Annotated in this window: 18 protein-coding genes; 6 read left to right on the top strand and 12 right to left on the bottom strand. The window is 66.2% G+C overall.

All coding sequences use genetic code 11. The annotated features are described in order from the left end of the window. Nucleotides 1-81: 81 nt before the first annotated feature. The 3 genes from ABDB81_RS18095 to ABDB81_RS18085 are packed head-to-tail and all read left to right on the top strand — an operon-like array spanning nt 82 to nt 3,121. On the top strand, nt 82-426 hold the full coding sequence (locus tag ABDB81_RS18095) for a hypothetical protein (protein ID WP_346812635.1): 345 nt from the start codon (nt 82-84) through the stop codon (nt 424-426). Between the two features lie 8 nt (nt 427-434). Continuing rightward, nucleotides 435-1,820, top strand: a complete 1,386-nt coding sequence (locus ABDB81_RS18090; protein WP_237380546.1) for a TolC family protein — start codon at nt 435-437, stop codon at nt 1,818-1,820. Nucleotides 1,821-1,822: 2 nt separating this feature from the next. Continuing rightward, entirely contained in the window at nt 1,823-3,121 is a 1,299-nt protein-coding gene (locus ABDB81_RS18085) for a copper oxidase (RefSeq protein ID WP_346812631.1), read from the top strand. A gap of 14 nt (nt 3,122-3,135) precedes the next feature. Here the strand turns inward: ABDB81_RS18085 and ABDB81_RS18080 are convergent, their stop codons facing one another. Continuing rightward, complete coding sequence (locus tag ABDB81_RS18080; RefSeq protein WP_137927535.1) at nt 3,136-3,435, bottom strand: H-NS family nucleoid-associated regulatory protein; 300 nt, start codon at nt 3,433-3,435, stop codon at nt 3,136-3,138. 362 nt (nt 3,436-3,797) lie between these two features. Between ABDB81_RS18080 and ABDB81_RS18075 the strand changes: the two genes are divergently transcribed. Then, nucleotides 3,798-4,064, top strand: a complete 267-nt coding sequence (locus ABDB81_RS18075) for a copper resistance protein CopQ (protein WP_137927536.1) — start codon at nt 3,798-3,800, stop codon at nt 4,062-4,064. 27 nt (nt 4,065-4,091) lie between these two features. On the opposite strand, the gene ABDB81_RS18070 is transcribed toward ABDB81_RS18075, so the two are convergent. Beyond that, nucleotides 4,092-6,164 (bottom strand): EAL domain-containing protein, encoded by a 2,073-nt coding sequence (locus ABDB81_RS18070; protein ID WP_346812625.1) that lies wholly within the window; start codon nt 6,162-6,164, stop codon nt 4,092-4,094. Nucleotides 6,165-6,541: 377 nt separating this feature from the next. Here ABDB81_RS18070 and ABDB81_RS18065 point away from each other — a divergent pair, with 377 nt between their 5' ends. After that, the gene (locus ABDB81_RS18065) at nt 6,542-6,724 is read left to right on the top strand and encodes a glycine zipper 2TM domain-containing protein (RefSeq protein WP_137927538.1); all 183 of its coding nucleotides are present in this window, start codon (nt 6,542-6,544) and stop codon (nt 6,722-6,724) included. A 288-nt stretch (nt 6,725-7,012) separates the two neighbouring features. Here the strand turns inward: ABDB81_RS18065 and ABDB81_RS18060 are convergent, their stop codons facing one another. The 6 genes from ABDB81_RS18060 to clsB all read right to left on the bottom strand — a co-directional run bounded on the left by ABDB81_RS18060 (nt 7,013) and on the right by clsB (nt 17,244). After that, nucleotides 7,013-12,163, bottom strand: coding sequence for an AAA family ATPase (locus ABDB81_RS18060; RefSeq protein WP_346812622.1), 5,151 nt, complete (start codon nt 12,161-12,163; stop codon nt 7,013-7,015). A gap of 96 nt (nt 12,164-12,259) precedes the next feature. Next, a complete protein-coding gene (locus tag ABDB81_RS18055) occupies nt 12,260-13,432 on the bottom strand; it encodes an acyl-CoA dehydrogenase family protein (RefSeq protein WP_160473889.1) in 1,173 nt (390 codons plus the stop codon). Nucleotides 13,433-13,443: 11 nt separating this feature from the next. Next, complete coding sequence (locus ABDB81_RS18050; RefSeq protein WP_160473890.1) at nt 13,444-14,427, bottom strand: tripartite tricarboxylate transporter substrate binding protein; 984 nt, start codon at nt 14,425-14,427, stop codon at nt 13,444-13,446. Between the two features lie 81 nt (nt 14,428-14,508). Then, nucleotides 14,509-14,919 (bottom strand): cupin domain-containing protein, encoded by a 411-nt coding sequence (locus ABDB81_RS18045; RefSeq protein ID WP_160473891.1) that lies wholly within the window; start codon nt 14,917-14,919, stop codon nt 14,509-14,511. A gap of 97 nt (nt 14,920-15,016) precedes the next feature. Next, nucleotides 15,017-16,003 (bottom strand): YbhN family protein, encoded by a 987-nt coding sequence (locus ABDB81_RS18040; protein WP_160473892.1) that lies wholly within the window; start codon nt 16,001-16,003, stop codon nt 15,017-15,019. Beyond that, entirely contained in the window at nt 16,000-17,244 is a 1,245-nt protein-coding gene (gene clsB, locus ABDB81_RS18035) for a cardiolipin synthase ClsB (protein ID WP_346812614.1), read from the bottom strand. Before clsB ends, ABDB81_RS18040 begins: the two co-directional genes overlap by 4 nt. A 181-nt stretch (nt 17,245-17,425) precedes the next feature. Here clsB and ABDB81_RS18030 point away from each other — a divergent pair, with 181 nt between their 5' ends. Continuing rightward, nucleotides 17,426-18,676, top strand: a complete 1,251-nt coding sequence (locus tag ABDB81_RS18030; RefSeq protein WP_346812611.1) for an acyl-CoA dehydrogenase family protein — start codon at nt 17,426-17,428, stop codon at nt 18,674-18,676. A gap of 309 nt (nt 18,677-18,985) precedes the next feature. Here the strand turns inward: ABDB81_RS18030 and ABDB81_RS18025 are convergent, their stop codons facing one another. Genes ABDB81_RS18025 through ABDB81_RS18010 form a run of 4 tightly spaced genes read right to left on the bottom strand, consistent with a single transcriptional unit; the run spans nt 18,986 to nt 23,048 of the window. Beyond that, on the bottom strand, nt 18,986-20,050 hold the full coding sequence (locus ABDB81_RS18025; protein ID WP_346812609.1) for a VWA domain-containing protein: 1,065 nt from the start codon (nt 20,048-20,050) through the stop codon (nt 18,986-18,988). After that, a complete protein-coding gene (locus ABDB81_RS18020) occupies nt 20,047-21,060 on the bottom strand; it encodes a DUF58 domain-containing protein (protein WP_346812607.1) in 1,014 nt (337 codons plus the stop codon). The genes ABDB81_RS18025 and ABDB81_RS18020 overlap by 4 nt, the downstream gene beginning before the upstream one ends. Next, complete coding sequence (locus ABDB81_RS18015) at nt 21,038-22,051, bottom strand: MoxR family ATPase (protein ID WP_346812604.1); 1,014 nt, start codon at nt 22,049-22,051, stop codon at nt 21,038-21,040. The genes ABDB81_RS18020 and ABDB81_RS18015 overlap by 23 nt, the downstream gene beginning before the upstream one ends. Nucleotides 22,052-22,067: 16 nt before the next feature. Further along, entirely contained in the window at nt 22,068-23,048 is a 981-nt protein-coding gene (locus ABDB81_RS18010) for a trypsin-like peptidase domain-containing protein (protein WP_160473898.1), read from the bottom strand. Nucleotides 23,049-23,058 lie beyond the last annotated feature (10 nt).

The following is a 23,058-nucleotide window of genomic DNA, read 5'->3' as shown; positions in this document are numbered from 1 at the left end:
TCGCCTTCCCGCAGATTCGCGTTGCCTTGCGGCCTGCCGCAGTAAGCCGCGCGTTCTCCTGACCGCTACCGAGAATTTCACATGCTTGCCATGCGTTGTATGGCATTGGCATCGCTGTTGACGCTGGTCCCGGCACTCGCCGTCGGCCAGGCGTCCGCGCCTGCCCTGCCCGATCCGACGGACCCCCACATCCCCGTTCCGGCCCTGCCCGATGTCTCGGCACTGGCTGGCTACGTCCCCTATCAGACGCCGCAAGTCAAGCCGTGGCGCGAGTCGAATGCCAGCGTTGCCCCGGCCGACGCAAGCCAGGCAACGGACCCGCACGCCGGCCATCACATGATGAATCATCCGGCGCCAGCCCCACTCGCAGAGCCAGCAGCACCGGCAGCGCCGGCTTCCGGCCATCCCCATCACCACGCGCACTGAGGCCGATCATGCAAATCAAGGCTTTGCTCAAGCGTGGCGCGATGCCCATCGCCTCGTTGATGGCCGCACTGCTGCTGGCCGGTTGCGCCGGCTTTTCTCCCGATGGCGGGTTCGATACCGTGGCCGATACCACGCGCGAACGCCTCGGCCAGCAAGCAACCTGGGTGCGCACCGATGCCGACCGCGCCGCCGTGCAGGAGCGCACGCGCGAACTACTGGCGCAGCCGCTGGACGCCGAGCGCGCCATCCAGGTGGCGTTGCTCAACAATCGCGGCCTGCAAGCGCAATACGCGGACCTGGGCATCGCAGAGGCCGACTACGTGCAGGCTACGCGCCTGCCAAACCCGGGATTCTCGTTCAGCCGCAAGACCTCGGGTGACGAGCTGAAGATCGAGCGGGCCGTCACGGTGGGCTTCATGAACCTGCTGGCGCTGCCTTTCGCAGCCCGTATCGAACAGGGCCGTTTCGCACAGACGCGGCTGGCTGTGGCCGACGCCACGCTGCGGCGCGCCGAATCCACGCGGCGTGCCTGGGTGCAGGCCGTTGCCGCCGAGCAGGCGGCCCGCTATGCCGAGCAGGTGCGGCGAGCCGCCGAGACTGGCGCACTGTTTGCCCGCGACCTGGCCCGCAGCGGCAACGTCAGCGCGCTCGATCACGCGCGCGAGCAGGGGTTCTATGCCGATGCCGCCGCGCAACTGGCGCGGGCACGCGAGCGCGCCCTGTCTGCAAGGGAGCGGTTGACACGCGAGCTTGGCCTCTGGGGCAATGACCTGGCGTTCCAGCTACCGGAGCGACTGCCCGACCTTCCGGCCAACCGTCCCTCGATGCAGGGCCTCGAGGGCTATGCCATCTCGAACCGTCTCGATTTGCAGGCCGGCCGCGCGCAACTGGACAGTCTGTCGCGGTCGCTGGGCCTTACGCGTGCCACGCGCTTTATCAGTGTGATCGATGCCAGCTACCTGTTCAATTCCGAAACGGGTCGTCCGCGTGAAACCGGCTACGGCATCGACATCGAGGTGCCATTGTTCGACTGGGGCGGCGCCCGCGTGGCCCGCGCCGAGAACATCTATCTGCAGGCCGCATCGCGCCTGGCCGAACAGGCGATCAATGCACGCTCCACCGTGCGCGAAACCTACGCCGGATATCAGGCGCGCTATGACATCGCGCTGCATTACCGCGACGAGGTCGTGCCGCTGCGCAAGCGCATCGGCGACGAAAACCTGCTGCGCTACAACGGCATGCTCGTCAGCGTGTTCGAACTCCTGACCGATGCACGCGAACAGATCAACGCCGTAAACAGCTATCTCGATGCACAGCGCGACTTCTGGCTTGCCGAATCCGATCTGCGCAGCGCCCTCGGCGGACGGCTGCCTCCCAACACTCAACCCCAATAAACATGGTCACCCGACGCAATTTCCTCGGCGGCTCGGCCGCCGCCATGCTGGGTACGGCGATGGTGTCCCGCGCGGGCGCCGCCGTTCTTCCCGAGGCCCCATTGCAATCCAGCGCCGCCACGCAGGCACCGTTGACACCTTCGAACGGGCGGCCATACCAGCCCGTGGTCACCCTCAATGGCTGGACGCTGCCGTGGCGCATGCGCAATGGCTGGAAGGAGTTTCACCTTGTTGCCGAACCGGTCGAACGCGAACTCGCGCCCGGTATGACCGCGCACCTGTGGGGCTACAACGGGCAAAGTCCCGGACCCACCATCGAATGCGTGGAAGGCGATCGCGTGCGTATCTTCGTCACGAACAAGCTGCCCGAGCACACCACCGTGCATTGGCACGGCATGATCCTGCCGGCTGGCATGGATGGCGTGGGCGGGCTGTCCCAGCCGCATATCCCGCCGGGCAAGACGTTCGTGTACGAGTTCGAGATGCGTCATGCCGGGACATTCATGTACCACCCGCATTCTGACGAGATGGTACAGATGGCGATGGGCATGATGGGGTTTATCGTCGTACATCCGCGCAACCCCGCCGCCATGCGCGTGGACCGTGACTTCGTGTTCCTGATTGCCGCCTATGACATCGACCCCGGCACCTACACGCCACGCGTGGCCGAGATGACGGATTTCAATATGTGGACGTGGAACAGCCGCGTTTTCCCCGGCATCGATGTGCTGCCGGTGCGCCTGGGCGATCGCGTACGCATCCGCTTCGGCAACCTCACGATGACGAACCATCCCATTCACCTGCACGGGCATCGGTTCGAAGTCACGGGCACCGATGGCGGCTGGGTACCGCCGTCCGCACGCTGGCCCGAAGTCACCACCGACGTCGCGGTGGGGCAGATGCGCGCCATCGAATTCATCGCGGACAATCCTGGCGACTGGGCCTTTCATTGCCACAAGTCGCATCACACGATGAACGCGATGGGCCACAACGTCCCGACGATGATTGGCGTGAAGCAGAAAGACCTGGCCAGCCGGATGAGCGCGCTGGTGCCCGACTACATGGCCATGGGCGAGGCAGGCATGGCCGACATGGGCAGCATGAAAATGCCGTTACCCAGCAACACGCTGCCGATGATGAGTGGCGAGGGACCGTTCGGACCCATCGAGATGGGTGGCATGTTCACCACGATCAAGGTGCGGGCGGGCATGGCACCTGGGGATTATCGCGATCCGGGTTGGTATCGGCACCCCAGGGGAACGGTGGCGTATGAATACGCGGAACCGGGGACGGAACGGTAATCGCGAGAAAACGATTATTCGACGCGATAGAAATCAATGGACTGGCCGGCGTTGACGGCACGCTGCAGCCAGTCCGGATATTCGCCGGTGCCGTCCCAGGTCTGGCCCATGGCATTGCGGTACACCACGCGCGGTGCGGCGGCAGGGGCTGGCGTGGCTGGAGTGGTTTCACCCTCCACTTCCACTTCTGCGGTTTCTTCGCTTTCGGCAAAGCAGCCTGCTTCGACCAGATGGTCGAAAGTCAGGCCATGGCGATCCATCTGCTCGCGGACCCATGCCACGGCGACGGTTTTGGCTGCTTCAGACTCGGACATGACGTATCGTGCGCGCCCGCCACCACGTGGAGCGGGCTGGAGAAAGGAGTTCGGGGGACGACCCGGGCGGGAAAAGCCGGCAGGTCAGAAACGGATTCTACAGCGTGTTGACCCGGTGCTCCCGGAATCGGCTGGATTCAATGTCCGTCATTATGCACCGCCGTGGATAACGGGCGGCATTCTAGCAAGCATCGTGCGGCCATGACATGGATGTCATGCGCGAGTCATGCTTTCGTCCCCGCTGGATTCCTAGACTTCCGTTCAAGGTCGCCCGACGACCGTTCACATAACCGCCCCAAGTTTCTCGACCCTCGATTTTCAGACAACCACTCAGACAACAGCTCAGACACAGGAGTCCACGAATGCTGAAGAAAGCCCTGCTCGCGACCGCCATTTCCGCCACGCTCGCCGGTGCCGCCGGCCTTGCCAACGCCGCACCGCGCAGCGTCGATCCCTTTACCGATGGTGCCCGCATCACCGCCCCGCGCGACGTCTACACCGATGGCGCCCGCATCACCGCCCCGCGCGATGTCTATACCGATGGCGCCCGCATCACCAGCCCGCGCGATGTCTACACCGACGGCGCCCGCGTGACCAGCCCGCGCGACGCGTTCACCGACGGCGCCTGATACGCATCCCCTGACGTCCTGTCACCTTCACGACAGCGTGGCGGCTTCAGTGCCCGCCGCGATGTTCGTGAACTGCGCTGCAGGCACGGGCCTGCCCAACAGGTAGCCTTGCAGCGTATCGCACCCCAGCCCGGCCAGGAAAGTCTGCTGCTCGGGCGTTTCCACTCCCTCCGCCACCACCTGCAGTTTCAGCGTGCGCCCCAATGCCACGATGGCTGAAACGATGGCCGCGTCTTCCGAATCCTCTACCAGCTCCCGCACAAAACCGCGGTCGATCTTCAGTTCGCTCGCCGGAATCCGCTTGAGGTGCAGCAGGCTCGAATAACCGGTTCCAAAGTCGTCGATGGCGATGCGCACGCCCATGGTGTCGAGCTGCGTCATGATGTCGAGCGTTTCCTCCACATCGCGCATCGCCGTGCTTTCGGTGATTTCCAGCGTCAGGTACTCCGCTGGCACGCTATGGCGCTCCAGCGCGGCGGCTACGGCGTCGATCATCCCCGCATTGCAGAACTGCAGGGCCGACAGGTTGACCGCCACGGACCAGTCCGTATGGCCCATTCCGCGCCATACGGCCAGTTGGCGGCACGCCTCGTCGAGTACCCAGTCGCCGATGGGCAGGATGGCACCCGTCTTCTCCGCGAGCGCGATGAACTGGTCGGGCATCATCAGGCCCCGTACCGGATGATTCCAGCGCAGCAGGGCCTCGGCGCCCACCACGCGATGATGGGTCGCGGAAATCTTGGGCTGGTAGTGAAGCTGCAACTGGCCATTGCGGATGGCCGCACGCAGATCCTGGATCAGCATCTGCTGCGCCCGGGCCTGCTGGTTCATCGACCGCTCGAAGAAGCAATACCCATTGCGGCCCGACGCCTTGGCGTGATACATCGCTGCATCGGCATTGGTCATCAGCCCGTCCTGATCCGAGCCGTCGGCCGGATACACCGCGATGCCGATGCTGCCAGAGACATGCAGCGCATGCCCGCTCACGTACACCGTCTCGCGCAGCGCCTCGATCAGCCGTGCCGCTACCACGCCGGCATCGGCAGGCTCTTCCACGCGCACGAGCATCACGAACTCATCGCCACCCACCCGGGAAATCGTATCTTCCGAGCGCGCCGAGGCGCGCAGCCGATTGCCGATTTCCACCAGCAAGCTGTCGCCCATCTGGTGTCCGTAGGTATCGTTGACGCCCTTGAAACCATCCAGGTCCACGAACAGCACGGCGAACATGTCGTACTGGCGCATGGCCTGCTGGAAGCGGTCTTCCAGCAGCACGCGGTTCGGCAGGTGCGTGAGCTTGTCGTGCAGGGCCAGGAATTCCAGTTCGCGATTGGCCACGTTCAGCGCATCCGCCAGCACGGCCGTGCGCATTTCCAGTCGCATATCGAGCACTGACGTAACCAGCGCCACGGCAATCACGCATACCGTGATGACGATAATCGGCAGCGCCATCGCGTGGCTGTCCACGCCCGAGCGCGCCGCGCCACAGACACTCCCCAGCGGGAAACGCGCAGCCGCCATGCCGATGTAGTGCATCGATGCGATGGCACCGCCCATCACCAGCGCAGCGCCCACGCGTAGCTGATGCACGCGCGGCATGCTCCGGCGCAGGCGGAAGGCGATCCACAGCGCCGCACCCGATGCGCCCACCGCAACGACCAGTGAAAGCAGAAATAGCCACGGGTCATAGTCGATGCCGGGCTGCATCCGCAGCGCGGCCATGCCTGTGTAATGCATGCTGGCGATGGCGGCGCCGAGGGTGACGGCACCCAGCGCCAGCCGTGCGGGTGGCAATTCCGTGCCGCTGACAAGCTTCAGTGCGAAGGCGGAGGCGAGCACAGCGATCAGCAACGAGACGCCCGTGATGGGCACGTCGTATCCGAGGGGAATCGGCAGGCTGAACGCCAGCATGCCTATGAAATGCATTGACCAGATACCGAGGCCCATGGCCATGGCACCGCCGGCCAGCCACATGCCTGCATAGCGGCCACGTGCGGCCGTGGAGATGCGCCCGGCCATATCGAGCGCCGTATACGACGCCAGCACGGCAACAAGCACGGAAAACAGGACGAGAGACGCGTCGTAGCTGGGGGAAATCATGGCAGGCGTGACGAAGCGGTGGCTTTCTGGCCCCCGCAAATTTCGATGGCATCTGGGGCTTGAGCGAAGGTTCTCGCCATCCGCTAGGGATAACGGCACCTGCAGCCCAGACTGAAGCGGGATTGTGCATCACGCCGCTTGGTGCCGCGACGAAATCCACCATAGGGCCCACCATAAGACGGCTTGACATGCGGCATCGAAGCCACACCTGACTCGTCCGATAAATTCCTACAGGGCAATCAGCGTCCGCCGGAAAGGCGGCGCGTGTGCGCCGATCTATGCTTGAGACGTGATGAACAGCAGCCCTCGACGCCACCTCGACGCCTTAACGCGGCAGACACGTCAGGCGATGACGGCTCCGGCTGGAGAATATGACCATGTGGAAACGAATCGCAGGCGCGCTCGCAGTGGGCGCATGTTGCTGGGCTTTCTCGGGCTGCACCGCAACGGGTGCAGTGGCGGGCGGTGTGGTAGGCCACGAAGTCAGTGACGGTAGCGCACTCGGAACCGTGGGTGGCGCAGTGGTTGGCGGCGTGATCGGCCACGAACTGGGCAAATAAGTTTTGTGCCGGTGGCCCTATGAGTAGGGCACCGGCCACGATTTCCGCGGCCTGGACGGCGGGCAGGGTCGTCCAGGTTAGCGCGGCATGGTTTCTTTGATGGGAAGGCCATGCCGCCGCGCGCCGCGCCGTGAGCGTCGGTTGCAAGTGTCCTTCAACGATGGCTTCGGACGTTGACATCGCTGAAAGACACCGCAGCATTCAACGATGTTCATGGCGCGGCAGCGGGAAACCTGCAGTGAGCAAGACGGAACAACCCCGGACGATCGAAAGTCGTCCGGGGTTTTTTCATGGCGCCGCCGGCAACGCAAACCCGAACACCGCCCCTGCTGGCCGGTTCGGCCATGCGTGGAGTTGTCCGCCGTGGCTTTCCACGATGGTCCGGCAAATCGAAAGGCCCATGCCCATGCCTTCTGGCTTGGTGGTGTAGAACGCTTCGAAGATCTGTTCCGGATCACCGGGCAGGCCCACGCCCACATCCTGCACCGTCACCAGTACCTCGCCTGACGCGCCCACGGAAGTGCGCACGGTCAGATCCCGCGAATGGTCGACGACATCGCGCATCGCCTCGATGGCATTGATTGCCAGGTTCAGGAACACCTGCTGCAACTGGACCTTGTCAGCCGCCACCTGCGGCAACACCGGTGCCAGTTCAGTCCTGAGCACGATGCGGTGGCGCGTCAGCTCGCCGCCGAACAACGGCAGCGACTCCTCGATCAGCGCATTGAGGTCGAGTTGCTGCGCGTCCGGCCCCGCCTTCCTGAGCATGGCCCGCATGCCGGCAATGACGCTGCGGGCCCGCTGCCCCTGCCGCGCGATACCGGAGAGCGCGTCGATGGCTTCCTCCACATTGGGCCGCTCACGCCGCAGCCAACGCAGCGCCGCGTTGGCCTCCAGCGTCATCGCCGCAATGGGCTGGCTGACCTCATGAGCAATCGAAGTGGTCAGCGCGCTGAGCGTCATGACCCGACCCACGTGGGCGAGGTCGGACTGCGCCTGATGCAATGCCTCGTCGGCCTGCCGACGCTCCTCGAACAGCCGGCTGTTTTCCAGCGCGCTGGCGGCCTGGAAGGCCAGCAGCTTGATGACCTCGGTGCGGGCAGGTATGAACACACCCGGCGCCAGCGCGTTTTCGAGATACAGCACGCCCGCCAGCTTGGCCTGGTTGAGTAGCGGCAGGCACAGCATCGAGCGCGCCCGTCGCTGGCGGATATAGGCGTCCGTGGAAAACGGACGCTGGACGGCGGCATCGTCGAACACCACATGCTCACGCGCCTGCAATACGTGCTGGATGACGGACAGCGGTATGTCGGCGGGGTCCAGCGCCCGGTCCGCCAGCGAGATCGTGATGGCGCCGTCCCGGATGTCGGCTTCGGCCACCACCTGATATCCGCTGGGGCAAGGCAGGATCAGCACGCCGCGCGAGGCGCCCGCCTGTTCGATGGCGGTGCGCATCAGCATCGCGATCAAGCGGTCGAGGCGCACCTCGCCCGAAACCGCTTCCGAAACGGCCATCACCGTGGCCAGGTCCAGATGCTGGAGCGGCGCGCCGATGGTGCCCATTCCCGCCGCCGATGCGGAAACCTGCGTCCCGGTTGCCAGATGGGGATACAACGTATCGAGCTGCCAGACCTTGGCGTCGGCACCCCAGTGCAGATAGCCGTGGCGGGCCTCGCGCAGGTAGACGACGGCCACCTTCTCCAGCCCGCGATCAGTGTAGAAGCGTCCGGCCAGTTCGCAGGCCAGCGCCTGCATGTGGATCAGGTCACCATCGCGCGCGGCAGCCATTGCGGTTTCATAGCTGCGCATCGCCTCGATGTCACGCCCTTCGATCCTTGCGATTTCCGCCTCCACCAATGCGGCGCGGTGGCCGAACGTGGATGGGCAATGCCGGGCCCATTGCGCAAGCTGCCGACGATGGGCCGCCAGCGCAGGCAGGTGCATCGCCAGATCGTCGTCCAGCCCCGGATTGCAGATTGCCGCACGCGCCAGTGCGGCATAGAAGTGGTATTCGGCCTGCTCGAAATAGGCGGGCGAGGTCCAAAGCAACTGCCCTGCCCGCTCGGCCGCCGCAAATGCGGCAGCGTAATCGCCGGCCAGATAGCGCGCCTGAAGCTTGCGGATCCAGTACCAGCACGCGGCCAGTTGCAGCCCCACATCCTCCTGCATGCGGGATTCGAATGCCTGCTCGTCGAAATCGTCGCCGTCCAGACAGCCGAAGACCGGCGTCAGGCCGCGCAGCGTGCGCACCAGTTGTCGTTGCGGCGCCAGCCTGTCGGCCACCAGTCCGTAGCGCGGCCCCCACGCATACACGCTGCCGGAATCCGCATCGTGCTGCACCCGTCCGAGCGGGTCTCCGATGGCCAGCGCATGGGTCATCAGGTTGCTGCGGAGGTATGCGGCATAGGTGAGATCGCCGATCTCCTGCGTCAGGGCCAGCCCCTGCCGCGCCACGCCGCGCGCCACCCGCAGCGGCTGCGTCCAGTGCAGCAGGTTGCCGCCGACGATCTGGTAGACGCGGGCGCGGATACGATCGACGCCGCGCCGTTCTGCCAGCGCCATGGCCAGCTTGCCGAACGCGGCACCGGCCGGATCGTCGGTAGACGCTGCCACGCGCAGCATCGCCAGCCATGCATAGCCCAGGCAAGATTCATCGCTGTTGCCACGTGCGAGGCTCAGGTTGACCATGCGCAGGATCACCAGCCAGCGCAGGTTGTCGTCGCTGTACCAGGCTGGTTGCAGCAAGGCCGTCAGCACGCAGAGGGTGGCCTGTGCACCGGGATCGGTCATCGCCGGCAATGCCTCCAGTTCGGCAATGGGCCTGCCGTCCATTTGCCGGGCCAGCAGTGCCTCTTCCTCCGCCACAGTCTCGGCACGGGGCGCTGCCGGCCACGCGATACCGGCGCGTGCGAGATAGGCCAGGCCAACCTCCACGGCTTCGGCGCGCCGGCCGCCGGTCATCAGCAACCCGATCTGCAGCTGGGTGACCACGGCACGCTCGGCCAGCGATACGGTGCGGACTGCAAGTTCGGCCAGCCGTTGCTCGGCGCGCGCGGAGTCGCCCGCCAGGAACTCGCACTCGGCCCTGTGCAGCGCCAGCGAGAACGCCAGCGCGTGGCGTCGCGTGAGCGCATCGTCATCCAGCATGGCCATGCCTGACGTCAGGTAATGCAGCGCGGAGGCATTGGCGCAGGTCGCGCGGGCGCGCAATGCGGCCGTCAGGTTCAGTTCGGCCAGCCGGTCGCGCTCATCCGGCGTGTCTATCAGGTCTGCCGCGCGGTTGAGCTGTCCGGCGATGGTAAATACGTTGGCCTCGATCGCGTCGGGTGGCATCCGCTCCAGCAGGAGACGGCCGATGTGCAGGTGGAAGGCCGCCCGGTCCGGTACGGCAATCCGCGCATAGGCGGCTTCCAGGATCCGGTCATGGCGGAAGCGCAGCATGCGGTCCTTGCGCGAGACCAGTCCGGAGCGCACGGCGTCCGCCAACGCGGCATCGAGTTCGCGCGCGTTGCCGTCCCAGGCGTACAGCAGGATATCCACGGACGTGTCGTTGCCAAGACAGGCCAGCCGCTTGAGTGCACGACGCGTGCTGGCAGGTAGCCGGCCAATGCGGCCGATCATCAGCGAGACCACGTTGTCGGTGAACTGCTTGGCCTGGATCTGGCCGATGTCCCAGGCCCAGCGCGCCGCGCCATGCTCGAAGCGCAGCAGTCCTTCCTCGGCAAGTTCGGTCAGGAAGTGCGTGGCGAAGAACGGGTTGCCCGCGGTCTTCTCCATCACGAGCCGGGCCAGTTGCGCGCTGGTTTCGGTGGAATCGTGCAGCGTATCGGCGATTAACTGGCGCAGGTCCGCAATGCCCAGGCTGCCCAGTTCAAGGTGCACGATGCGGGCGCCACGCTCGCGCAGGGTCACGATCCGGCGCAGCAACGCACGCGTGCCATCGTCATCCCCGTCGCGGTAGGTGGCGACGAGCAGCAGATGCCCCACGGCGGGGTCCGCCAGCAGTTGGCGCAGCAGCGCGACGGTTTCGGGGTCCAGCCACTGGATATCGTCGAGACACAGCGTCAATGGCCGCGCCATGTGCGCCAGGGCTGCGATCAGGCTTTGCAGCGCCAGCCGCAGACGAGCTTCCACCTCGCGCGAGGGTGTACCGGGCGTCCAGGGAACGGGGCCGAGCAGCTGTTCGAGTTCGGGCAGCAGCGGTGCCAGCAGTCCGGCATTGGGTCCCAGTGCATCCGCAATGGCCACGCGCCAGGGTGCGAGGTCGGTCTCGCCAAGCGTCAGCAGGTTGCGGAGCAGCCCGCGCAGCGCCTGGGCCAGGGTGTGGTAAGGCAGCCGGTCGCCATGTTCGTCGGACTTCGCGGCGGCATACACACCCGGCCGTTGCACGATCACGCGCTGGAGTTCCTGCATGACCGAAGTCTTGCCCGTCCCCGAGCGGCCCGACACCACCACGCCCTCGCTGTGTCCCACGGACGCCACGCGGTCGAATGCGCCCACAAGCGCGGCAATCTGCCGCTCCCGGCCGTAGAGGTACTCGGGAATCACGAGTGTGTCGGATAGATCCTGCTCGCCCGGGACGAAGGCCTCGATCTGTCCCTGCGTGGCCAGCGCCTGCTGGCAGCGCTGCAGGTCACGCAGCAGGCCGGCCGTGGTCTGGTAGCGCTCCTCGGCGGGCTTGGCCAGCAGCTTCATGACGATGACCGAGAGCATCGCCGGCACCGACGCCAGCCGCTCCGCCGGCGGCACCGGCATGCGCGCCAGATGGCAATGCACCCAGTCGATGGGCTCCACCGCGCTGAACGGCAGCACGCCCGTCAGCATCTGATAGAACGTGACGCCAAGCGCATACAGATCGGTGCGCGTGTCGATCGAGCGGTTCATCCGGCCCGTCTGCTCGGGCGCCATATAGGCCAGCGTGCCCGCGATCTCCTCCGCTGCGGAGAACGGCGCGGCGCTGCGCGGAATCCGCGACGCAATGCCGAAGCCCGTGAGCCACGTGCGGCTCAGGTCGTCCGCCACCAGCACGTGGGCCGGCTTCAAGTCCTTGTGGATCAGGCCGCGCTGGTGCAGATGGCCAACCGCCGTGGCAATGGCCACGGCAATGTCGAGGAACATCGAGGGGAGCATCGGCACCCCGATCATCGCGCTCAGCGGCGTGCCGCCCGGGTCTTCCAGCAGCAGCACGGTCTGGCCGCGCTCGCGCAGCACATCCAGCGGGCGGGCCGACCACGCGGGGTCGAGATCGTCGCGCAGCGCAAATTCGTGCGTCAGGCGGTCGACGGTGGCGGGCAGGCGATGATCGTCCGTGGCCCAGACGCCCATGGCAGGCGCCTTGCCGCCATCGGCATGCAACAGCCAGCCACGGCCGAACGTCCGGTCACCCGCTTCCCAGGTGGTATCGAAGCCGAGATCGATCTCGGCCTTGGGAAAAAGCATGGAAAGCATGAGCGGCGGGCGGGGACGGGGGCGGAAGACAGCCCACATCCTAATCGCTTGCGGCCACCGTGTCCCAAATGGTCAGCATCGCCGGGGTCAATACGACTTCGGCAACCCCAGCACGCGCTCGGCGATATGGCACATGATCAGTTGCGCGCTGACCGGTGCGATGCGCGGGATATACGACTCCCGCAGGTAGCGCTCCACGTGATACTCGCGTGCGTAGCCCATGCCGCCCAGCGTCAGCACGGCGGTCTGGCACGCCTGGTGCGCAGCCTCGGCGGCCAGGTACTTGGCGGCATTGGCCTCGGCGCCGCACGGCTTGCCGTTGTCGTAGAGCCAGGCGGCCTTCCAAACCATCATATCGGCGGCTTCCAGCGCCATCCAGGCCTGGGCCAGCGGATGCTGGATGCCCTGGTTCTGGCCGATGGGCCGGCCGAACACCGTGCGCTCCTTTGCATAGCGCGTGGCGGCCTCCAGCGCCGCGCGGCCCAGGCCCACTGCCTCGGCGGCGATCAGGATGCGTTCCGGGTTGAGCCCGTGCAGGATGTATTCAAAGCCCCTGCCCTCCTCGCCAATGCGATCACTGGCCGGCACCATCAGGCCATCGATAAACAGCATGTTGGAGTCCACCGCGCCGCGCCCCATCTTGTCGATCTCGCGCACCTCGATGTGGTTGCGGTCCAGCGGCGTGTAGAACAGGCTCAGGCCCTGCGTGGGCTTGGCCACGGCGTCCAGCGGCGTGGTGCGCGCCAGCAGCAGCATGCGCGTGGCCACCTGCGCCGTGGAGATCCAGATCTTGCGGCCATCCACCCGGTAGGCGCTGCCATCCGCATTGCGCACCGCCTGCGTCTTGAGGTGCGTGGTGTCGAGCCCGGCATCGGGTTCGGTCACGGCAAAACACGCTTTCTCGTGGCCGGCGATCAGCGGCGGCAGCGCAGCGGCCTGTTGGGCCTCCGTGCCGAACACTACCACCGGGTTCAAACCAAAGACGTTCATGTGGATGGCCGACGCGCCAGAGAATCCGGCTCCCGACGCCGACACCGTCTGCATGATCAGCGCGGCCTCGGTGATGCCCAGCCCCGCGCCGCCAAACTGCTCGGGCATCGCGATCCCCAGCCAGCCCGCGCCGGCCATCGCCTGGTGGAACGCCTCGGGAAACTTGTGCGCGCGGTCGAGCTCGGCCCAGTAGTCGGGTCCAAAGTCGCTGCACAGTTGCGTCACTGCCTCGACGATGGCGTTCTGTTCGGGTGTCCGTTCGAAATGCATGAGGCGGGTCCTTATTCCGGCTGGATGCCAGCGTCCTTGACGAGGCGGTTCCACTTCACCAGTTCGCTGTTCACAAAGGCCGTGAACTGCTGCGGCGTCTGGCCGAACGCTTCGAAGCCCAGCGCTTCGAACTTGGGCGCCACGTCCTTGCTGGTGGCGATCTTCGACAGTTCCTTGTTGAGCCGCTCGACCATCGGCTGCGGCAGCTTGGCCGGGCCGAACACGCCATTCCACGACGTGATGTCGAAGCCTTTCAGCTCGGGCGTATCGCCGATCGGGGGCAGGTCAGGCAGCAGGCGGCTGCGCTGCGCGGTGGTCACCGCCAGCGCGCGCATCTTGCCGGCCTTGACGTTGGCCGAGCCGGCCGCCACATCGACGAACATCATCGGCACCTGCCCGGCGATCACATCGGTCATGGCTGGCGGCGTGCTCTTGTAAGGTACGTGGAGCAAGTCGACCTTCGCCATGCGCCCCATCGTGGCGCCCGACACGATGCCGGTGCTGTTGCCGCTGGCGTACGACATGCCCGGATGGGCCTTGGCGTAGGCAATCAGTTCGCCCATGGTCTTCACGGGCAATTTGGGATTGATCACCAGCATGAATGGCAGGTTGCCCATGCGCGCCACCGGCGTGAAGTCCTTGATCGGATCGTAGGGCAGCTTCTTCATCAGCGACGGATTGGCCGAATGCGTCGTGTTGGTGGTCATGAAGAGCGTGTAGCCGTCCGGCGCGGCCTGCGCGACGATTTCGGCGGCAATCGCCCCGTTGGCACCGGGCCGGTTGTCCACCACCACGTTCTGGCCCAGCGCATCGCCCAGTTCCTTGGCCGTGATGCGCGCCACGGCGTCCGTGCCACTACCGGCCGCGAATGGCACCACGAGCTTGATCGGTCGGCTTGGCCAGGCATCGGCGGCCTGCGCCAGCATCGGCAAGGTAGCGGCGGGCAGCGCCAGGATGACGGCGGCGAGCGTGCGCCGCACGCGGAAATTCGGCATGGTGGTCTCCTCTGATTTCGATGGCGGCACCTGCCCCCGGCGGGCGGCACCCTGGCTGCTGGACTGCGGGATGACTCGGAATCAGGCCGGACGGATCACGCGATCCGGCGATTCCTCGTAAGGCGGGGCATAGACCACGAGCAGTTTCACAGGCTCGTCGCTGATCACCGTGAATACGTGCATCGCTTCAGCCGGGAAGAAGCAGCAGTCGCCGGGACCAAGTTCCTGCACCTGGCCGTTGACTTCGGCGCGTGCGCGCCCTTCCAGCACGTAGCAGACCTGTTCGATACCGGGGTGCGCATGGGGCAAGGCACCCTTGCCCCGCTCGATGGTGCCGTGGATGACTTCGAGTTGCGTGGCGCCGACGTTCTCGCGGCCAATGATGCGGCGATTCAGCGTGCCAACGTGGTTGGCGGGGTGATACCCCTCCACGTCCTCAGTGCGAACAAAATAGGTAGGAACCGCCTTGGAGGCGGAGGAGGATGCGGTCATAAGCGGGCTGTCTCCAACATTCGGCACCTGACCGGCTGGCCGGCACCTGTTTTCATGTTTGTGAAACAGATTTTATGCTTATGAAAACCACAGTCAACTAGGGGTTGCTCCCGATGGCGTCCGGGCGGTCACGCCGGGCGCCGCGCAATTCCATGCATCCATATACCGCCGTGGCAATGACCATCGGCAGCAGGTAGTACAACGCGCGGTAGCAGATCAGTGCGGCCACCACCGTGGATTCGGGCACGACGTGGCCGAGCATGACCACGAACACGCTCTCCAGCACCCCGATCCCGGCCGGGATGTGCGCCAGGGCGCCCGCCACCGCGCCGACAAGCAGCGCCGTCAGCGCGGCCGGCACCGTCACTTGCGGTGGCAGAAGCAGGTTGATCAGCGTGCCGAGCGTGACCCAGTTGACGATCGACAGCACGGTCTGCATGACGGCAAAACGGAAAGTCGGCAACCGAAAGCGGCGCCCGCGCACCTTGATACTGCGTTGCCGAAGCGTCGCGCAGGCCACCAGATAGGCCGCGCCCGACACCAGCATGCCCGCGCCAATCACCTGCAACAGCCACGGGCTGATGCCCCACGACTTCGGCAGCACTGGCGGCTGCCACACGAACATCAGGCCGGCCAGGATCATGTAGCCCGTCCAGTTGGTGACCACGGCAATCGTGTAGACGCCCGCCACCTGGGATGCGCTGACGCCGGATCGCGTATATAGCCGAAGCCGCATGCCGATGCCGCCGATCATCGCGCCCACATTCAGGTTGAACACGTAGGCCAGCCAGGCAATCAGCATCGTTCGCCATGCAGACAGGTGATGGCCCGTGTAGCGGCGGCCCAGCAGATCGAACGACGCGTGCAGCGTGAAGCTCAGGCAGGCCAGCCCGATGGCGGGAAGCAGTGTGACAAACCGATAGGACTTCAGCGCGCCCCACACTTCGTTCCAGTCGATGCCGCTCAGGCTGCGCCAGATCAGGACCACGACGATGGCCACGAACGCCAGGCCCGCAACACGTTTGGCGACTGACCAGCGCACCTGGCGCTTGCTGCGTTGGGGGGAATGAACAGTCGAGGTCATCGGCAATCCTGTCTTGCGCCCGGCGACACCTGCGGGCGCTGTTGCCAGTCCGGCGCGGTCTCCACGGTAGACACCACCAGCCTGGGAGTATGGGCGGGCAACCAGCCGGCCCACGACGGAAACTTGCGCAGGCAATGGAAGATCACCGCCGTGCGCAGCGCCTGCCACGTGCCCTGCTCGGTATCGGCCGGGTCAGACACCTCGGTGCAGCAATCGGCCATCAGCTTGCCGAGTCGCGCGTCGAGCGTGGAGACAAAGGCCGGGTCGCGGATGATCAGGTTGGCTTCGAGGTTGAGCGACAGGCTCAGCGGATCGAGATTGCTCGATCCCACCGTGGCCCAGTCGTCGTCCACCAGCGCCACCTTGCCGTGCAGGGGCCGCTCGCAATATTCGAAGATGCGCACGCCGGCCTCGCGCAGATGGGCGTAGAGCACGTCCACCGCGCGCTTCACCCACAGCATGTCAGGGCGGCCTTGCACGATCAGCCGCACATCGACGCCACGGCGGGAGGCATTGCAGATCGCGCGCAGCAACTGGTAGCCCGGCAGGAAATAGGCATTCGCGATGACCACCTTGTGGCGTGCCGCGCGAATCGCCATCAGGTAATGACGCTCGATGTCGCGCGGATGCTGGTCGTTGTCGCGCGTGACCAGAAGCGCGGCACCATTCCCGAATGGCAGCGCCTCACGCGGCAGCGGCGGCGGGCGACGGTCCCTGCGCTGCCTGCCGTGCGGCGTCTGCGCAGCAGCTTCCATGAAGGCGTGGATCTCCTGCGCGATCGGGCCCTGTACTTCCACGGCATAGTCCTGCTTGGCCAGCGGTCCCGTGGCAATCAGGTGCTGGTCCGACAGATTGATGCCGCCGATGAACGCCGTGGAGCCGTCGATGGCCACGAGTTTGCGATGCAGGCGCCGGAACAGGTTGGTCCGCATGCCGACCAGTCGCCGGCGCGGTGCAAACATGTTCAGCGTGACGCCAGCCTCCACAAGCCGCGCCACGAATGGCTGCGAAAGATCGGCAGAGCCGAAACCATCGACAGTCATCACCACGCGCACGCCACGCCGGGCCGCGGCCACCAGCGCATGGCTCAGTGACTCTCCCACCGAGTCTTCGAAAATGATGAAGGTTTCGAGCAGCACGCTCTCTCGCGCGCCCTCCACGGCGGCGATGAGGCGCGGGAAATAGTCCTCGCCGTTTTCCAGTAGCGTCAGGCGATTGCCTGTGGTCCAGTGTTGTCGCATCCCCGGGACCAAGCAGAATCGATGCCTGCCGATTTCAGGCCGCAGTGCCGTGTCCCAGGCACCCGGCGTTTGTCATTTTTACCGGCGTGCATCCCGAAACGCATATCGACCCGCCAAATTGTTCGTTCCCTTCTGTCAGACCCAGGCGTAGCTTCTTTCGGATACTCACCGATGCAAAACCATGGCAGAAGACAATCCGGGCGCCGCGCGCGCCGCCGCCCACAATCCTCATCCCGCCCCTGCCGGCCACCCGCAGGCGGCCGCCCCTGACGTCGCCACGCTGTTCCAGCGCGCCCAGACATTGCTGCCCGAGATTGCGCGCGATGCCGCACGGCGCGAGCAGGCGCACGAACTGCCCTATGCGCTGGCGCGACAGGTCGCCAATGCCGGCCTGCTGACGTTCCGCATTCCGCGCGCCTATGGCGGGCCGGGTGGCAGCGTGCGCGATGCGTTCCGCTTCCTGATCGATCTGGCAGCCGCCGACGCGAATCTCGCGCAGGCGCTGCGGCCCAACTTTGCGCTGACCGAGGGATTGCTGTTTGGCACGAACAACGAGGATGAACGCCGACGCTGGTTCGATCGGCTACTGGCCGGGCACATCCTCGGCAATGGCGGCATGGAGCGTGGCGGCAAACACGGCGACGTGCGGACCACGATCACGCCGCACGATGACCATTTCATCGTGCATGGCACCAAGTACTACAGCACGGGGGCCCTGTACGCGGACTGGATCACGTCGATTGCCGTGAACGAGGCCGGCGAGGAGACCCACTTCGCCGTACCGCGCGATCGTGCTGGTGTGAATCTCGTCGATGATTTCGACACCATCGGCCAACGCCTGACCGCCAGTGGTTCCACGCACTTCTCGCAGACACGCGTGGAGGCCGACGAACTCCGCCCCAGCCCGTTCTCGCGTGAACGGCGTAATCCGGTAACGCCGGTGCTGCAACTGTTTCTGGCGGCTACCGAGGCCGGCATCGCACGCAATGCGCTGAACGACGCCACATGGTTCGCACGCAACAAGGCCCGCCCGATCAAGCACAGCAGCGCCACGCGTTCGGTGGACGATCCCTACGTGCAGGAAACCATCGGCCAGATCGCCGCGCAGGTCTACGCGGCGGAAGCCGTGGTGCTGCGCGCGGCTGAAGCCATTGACGCCGCATGGGCCGATGACCTAAGCGAAGCGGCATTGGCGCGTGCTTCGGTGGAGGTCGCCCAAGCGCAGTACTTCGCCGTAGCAGCGGCGTTGAAGAGCGCGGAGTTTGTCTTCGATGTGGGTGGGGCTTCGACGTGCGACCGTCAGTACAACCTGGACAGGCACTGGCGCAATGCGCGGACCGTGGCGAACCACAACCCCCGGCAGTGGAAGGCCGCGGCTGTGGGGGCCTGGTTGCTGAAGGATGAACCGCCGCCGACTTCGGGGTTGTTTTGAGCCGAAGGAACATCGACCGCTGCTGGCTTGCTCCCCTCTCCCATGCAATGGGAGAGGGGCTGGGGGAGAGGGCCGGAGGCTCTGCTTGCCGACTTGTCGCAATTTGAACCGTGGGGGGGGGGGCCCCCCCCCCCACGGTTCAAATTGCGACAAGTCGGCAAGCAGAGCCTCGGGGCCCCCCCCCCCCCCCCCCCCCGGGGGGGGGGGGGGGGGGGGGCCCCGAGGCTCTGCTTGCCGACTTGTCGCAATTTGAACCGTCGGCCCTCTCCCCCGCCCCTCTCCCGCACGCGGGAGAGGGGAGAAAACCGATCAAACCACCCTCCCAAACCACCACAACGACAACATCCCCGCACAAGCCGCCAGCAGTGCCCCTAGCGCCGCGAAAAACGCGGTCACCTCCACTTGGTCGCGTTTGTCGAACGCCAGCCTTGTACCCAGCGAGCGGTAGACCTTCTTCATGCCGCTGGCGTCCTCGATGCGAAAGTAATCGGCGCCCGTGGCATTGGCCACCTGTTTCAACACCGTCTCATCCAGCTTGACGCGCGCGGACCAGCCATCGACGGACAGCACCACGCCTTCCGCGGTGCCCACGCCGACCGTGTAGACCCGCACACCGTGCGCGGCGGCAAGCTCCGCCGCCTGCATGGCGGCCGGGCCGGCATTGCTTTCTCCATCGGAGAACACCACGATGGCGCCGGGTGCATACGATCCGGGCGCGACGGCTTCCGTATCGGCGTTGATATCGGCGCCCTGCGGCTTGCGCGGCAGGTCTTCGTCATTCATCAGTCGCTGCACATCGCCAGTGGTCTGAGGCAGCAACGCGGTCAGTGCCACCAACATGCCATTGCCGAGCGCCGTGCCGCCCTGCGGTTGCAGGCGATCGATGGCCGCCGTGGCGTCCTCCTTGCTACGCGTGGGCGCCTGCGCCACCGCCGCCGTGCCGGCCATGGCCACGATGGCTACCTTGACGCCAGATGGCTGCGCGTCCACCAGATGCTTCGCGGCAACTTGCGCGGCGCGGATGCGGGTGGGCGCCACATCCTTGGCGCGCATGCTGCCGGAGAGATCGATGACCAGCACCACCGTGTCTAGCCGCGACGGTAGCGTCAGTACGGCCTGGGGTCGGGCGATGGCGAAGGTCAACGCGGCCAACGCCACAAGGAACAGCAGTGGCGCCACGTGGCGCCGCCAGCCCGCTCCACGCCGCGTCGCCAGCCCCACAGTCTTCAGCGCCGGATACTCCACTGCCGTGCGTCGGCGCCGCCCGTCGAGCCAGACGTACGCCGCCACGAGCACCAGCAGCAGCGCCATGAGCCACAGCATGCGCGGCCACAGGAAGCTCAGCACGGGCAATCGGTTGATGGCGTCGATCATGCCGCCCCCCTGGCCATGCCGGCGCTCGCCGCAGCCTTCGCGCCCGCCCCACCCTGCCGGTGCCGCCGCTCTCTTGCGAATTGCAGCAGCGCCATGTCCAGGCGCGCGTAGGTGGAGAGCGTGAGGCAATCCACCCCGGCCCGCGTGAAGCCCTCGCGCAATTCGGTCTCGCGCGCCTCGGCGGCATCGGCAAAGCGCTTGCGGAAGGCGGGATCGTGCGTATCGACAAACATCTGCTCGCCCGTTTCCGCATCCTGCAGCACCACCAGGCCCAAATCCGGCAAGGCCATTTCAAGTGGATCGACGAGCCGCACCGCCACCACTTCATGCCGCCGCGCCAGCATCGCCAACGGCGCCTGCCAGCCCGGCGAGCTGATGAAATCCGACACCACGAACAGCACCGAGCGGCGCGGCGCTACGGCACGGCCACGGTCCAGCAGATCGCTCAGACGGGTATCGCCCGGCGATGCGGCAGGCGTTGCCTGCATGCGGTCGATCAGGTGCAGCAGATGCCGGCGCCCAGCACGGGCCGGCACCACCGAGGCCGTGGCCTGTCCCGCGCCGCCGTCGAGCACGGCACCCACGCGGTTGCCGTAGCGCGTCAGCAGCATCGCCATGACGGTCGTGAAATCCGCCAGCACGTCGCGCTTGCGCACGGTGCCGGAGCCGAAGTCGATTGACCCGCTCAGGTCGAGCAGGAACCACGCGGCCACCTCGCGATCCTCCTGAAACTCGCGCACATGCGGCTGTTGCAGCCGCGCAGTCACGTTCCAGTCGATATGGCGCACATCGTCGCCGGGCCGGTACTCGCGCAGATCGGCAAGGTCCAGTCCGAAGCCCCGGAACAACGTGCGGTAGTCGCCTTGCAGCAGGCCGTCGAGCCGGCGCACGACCGTCCATTCCAGCCTGCGCAGCAGCGCGTCGGCGTGCCGGCCAGCCGGTGCGGCGGGAGCGGAAGGAACGGGGGCGTCGGGCTCGCGCCGGCGCTTATCGAGCCAGCGCCTGAACATGGGATTCCAGCGGCCGTTCTGGCATCGGCAGCGCCTGCAGGATGCGGTGGACAAGCTGGTCGGCGGTCACGCCATCGGACATCGCCTCGTAGGACAGCACCAGCCGATGGCGCAGCACATCGGGCACCAGATCCACCACGTCCTCGGGCAGCGCGTAGTGCCGGGCACGCAGGAAAGCCAGTGCGCGCGCCCCTTCGATCAGGCCGATGGTGGCGCGCGGGCTGGCGCCGAATGTCACGTAGCGGTCCAGGTCCTCCAGCCCATAGGCGCTGGGCTTGCGCGTGGCCGCGACCACGCGCACCGCGTACTGGATCAGCCCGGGATCGACGTAGACCTTGCGGCACGCCTCCTGCAGGCCCGCCAGCTGCTCGGGCGTGGCGATGGCCCCCACGCCGATACGGGGTCCCGTCACGCGGTTCACGATGACCACCTCTTCTTCCTCGCTTGGGTAGCCCACCAGCACCTTCATCATGAAGCGGTCCACCTGCGCCTCGGGCAGCGGATAGGTGCCCTCGGTCTCGATCGGGTTCTGCGTCGCCATGACCAAGAACGGTGTGGGTACGCGGTGGCTCTCACCGGCAATCGTGACCTGCTTCTCCTGCATCACCTCCAGCAGCGCGCTCTGCACCTTGGCCGGCGCGCGGTTGATTTCGTCGGCCAGCAGCAGGTTGGCGAACACCGGCCCGCGCACCGTGGAGAATTCGCCCGTGCCCTGGTTGTACATGCGCGTGCCGACGAGATCGGCAGGCAGCAGGTCGGGCGTGAACTGGATGCGCTTGAACGTGCCGCTCATGGTGCGCGCCAGCGTGTTGACCGTGAGTGTCTTGGCGAGTCCCGGCACGCCTTCCACCAGCAGGTGCCCGCCGGCGAGCATCCCCACCAGCACGCGTTCGAGAAAGTGATCCTGCCCCACCACCACGCGTTTCACCTCGAACAGCAGGCGTTCCATCAGGTTGGCGCTGTCCACAGCGTCCCGTGCTTGGTCGTTCATAGGCCCCCGCGTTTGTTTAGAAGGGTGAAGATCCGATGGCAGCGCCGGCGCTTTCGATGGTGATCGCAAAGCCGATGCCGATGAAGGTGCCGCTCTGATTCGGGTTGAGGATGGCAGTGACGATGCCCACCACCTCGCCATTCATGTTCACGAGTGGCCCGCCCGAGTTGCCGGGGTTCGCCGCAGCGTCGAACTGGATGAGCTTGTCGAGCTTTTGCCTGCGGTCCGGCGAGACGAACTCGCGGTCGAGTCCCGATACCACGCCCGCCGATATCGACGGCCCGATCCCGAACGGGAAGCCCACCGCCACCACCTCGCTGCCCGGCGCCAGGTCGTTGCTGGAACCGAGCACCGCAGCGGGCAGGTCATCGGGAATGGACACAGGCTTGAGGATGGCGAGGTCTTTCTCGGGAATGGCCTGCGCCAGCGTGGCGTCAGCCGTCTGGCCGTTGTGGAACCTCACCTGAATGCGCCGCGCATCGGCCACCACGTGGTAGCTCGTCATGATCATGCCGCTTTCGGTCACCACCACGCCGGAGCCGATATGGCCAGCCTCGTCACGTTCGGCAGGGCTTTCCTTCTGCGGATCGGCCTGTGCCGATTCCTCGCGCGGGGATGGTGCGGGGGCTGGCGCGGGCGCCGCCTTCTTCGACGGGCCGGGTGAGGCGCGCGGCGGCGACTTATGCTGCGGATAGGCTTGCGGCCCCTTGCGCGGGGGCGGCTCGCGCTTCGCCTCGGGGGACGGCGTTGCCTTGGCTGGCTTTTCCTTCGGGGAATAGCTCATGACCTCGACCACGGATTCGCGTACCGCTTCCGCCGCACGGGCCGGCCGCGATGGCAGGGTCTTGGTCTGTAGGGTGTGGAGCACGGCCGCGTCGATATCGGCCTGCGTCAGGGTCCGCTTGGCCGGCTGGGCCAGGTACAGGGAGGCGCCGCCGGCAGCGAGGGCAAGTGCAAGGGCTGCTGCGACACATCCGTAGATCGTCATCCGCTTCATGGCAGCCCTC

It is taken from the genome of Cupriavidus sp. DL-D2 (assembly GCF_039710735.1).
GTDB lineage: Bacteria > Pseudomonadota > Gammaproteobacteria > Burkholderiales > Burkholderiaceae > Cupriavidus.
This window is presented reverse-complemented; position numbering and strand designations above follow the sequence as displayed.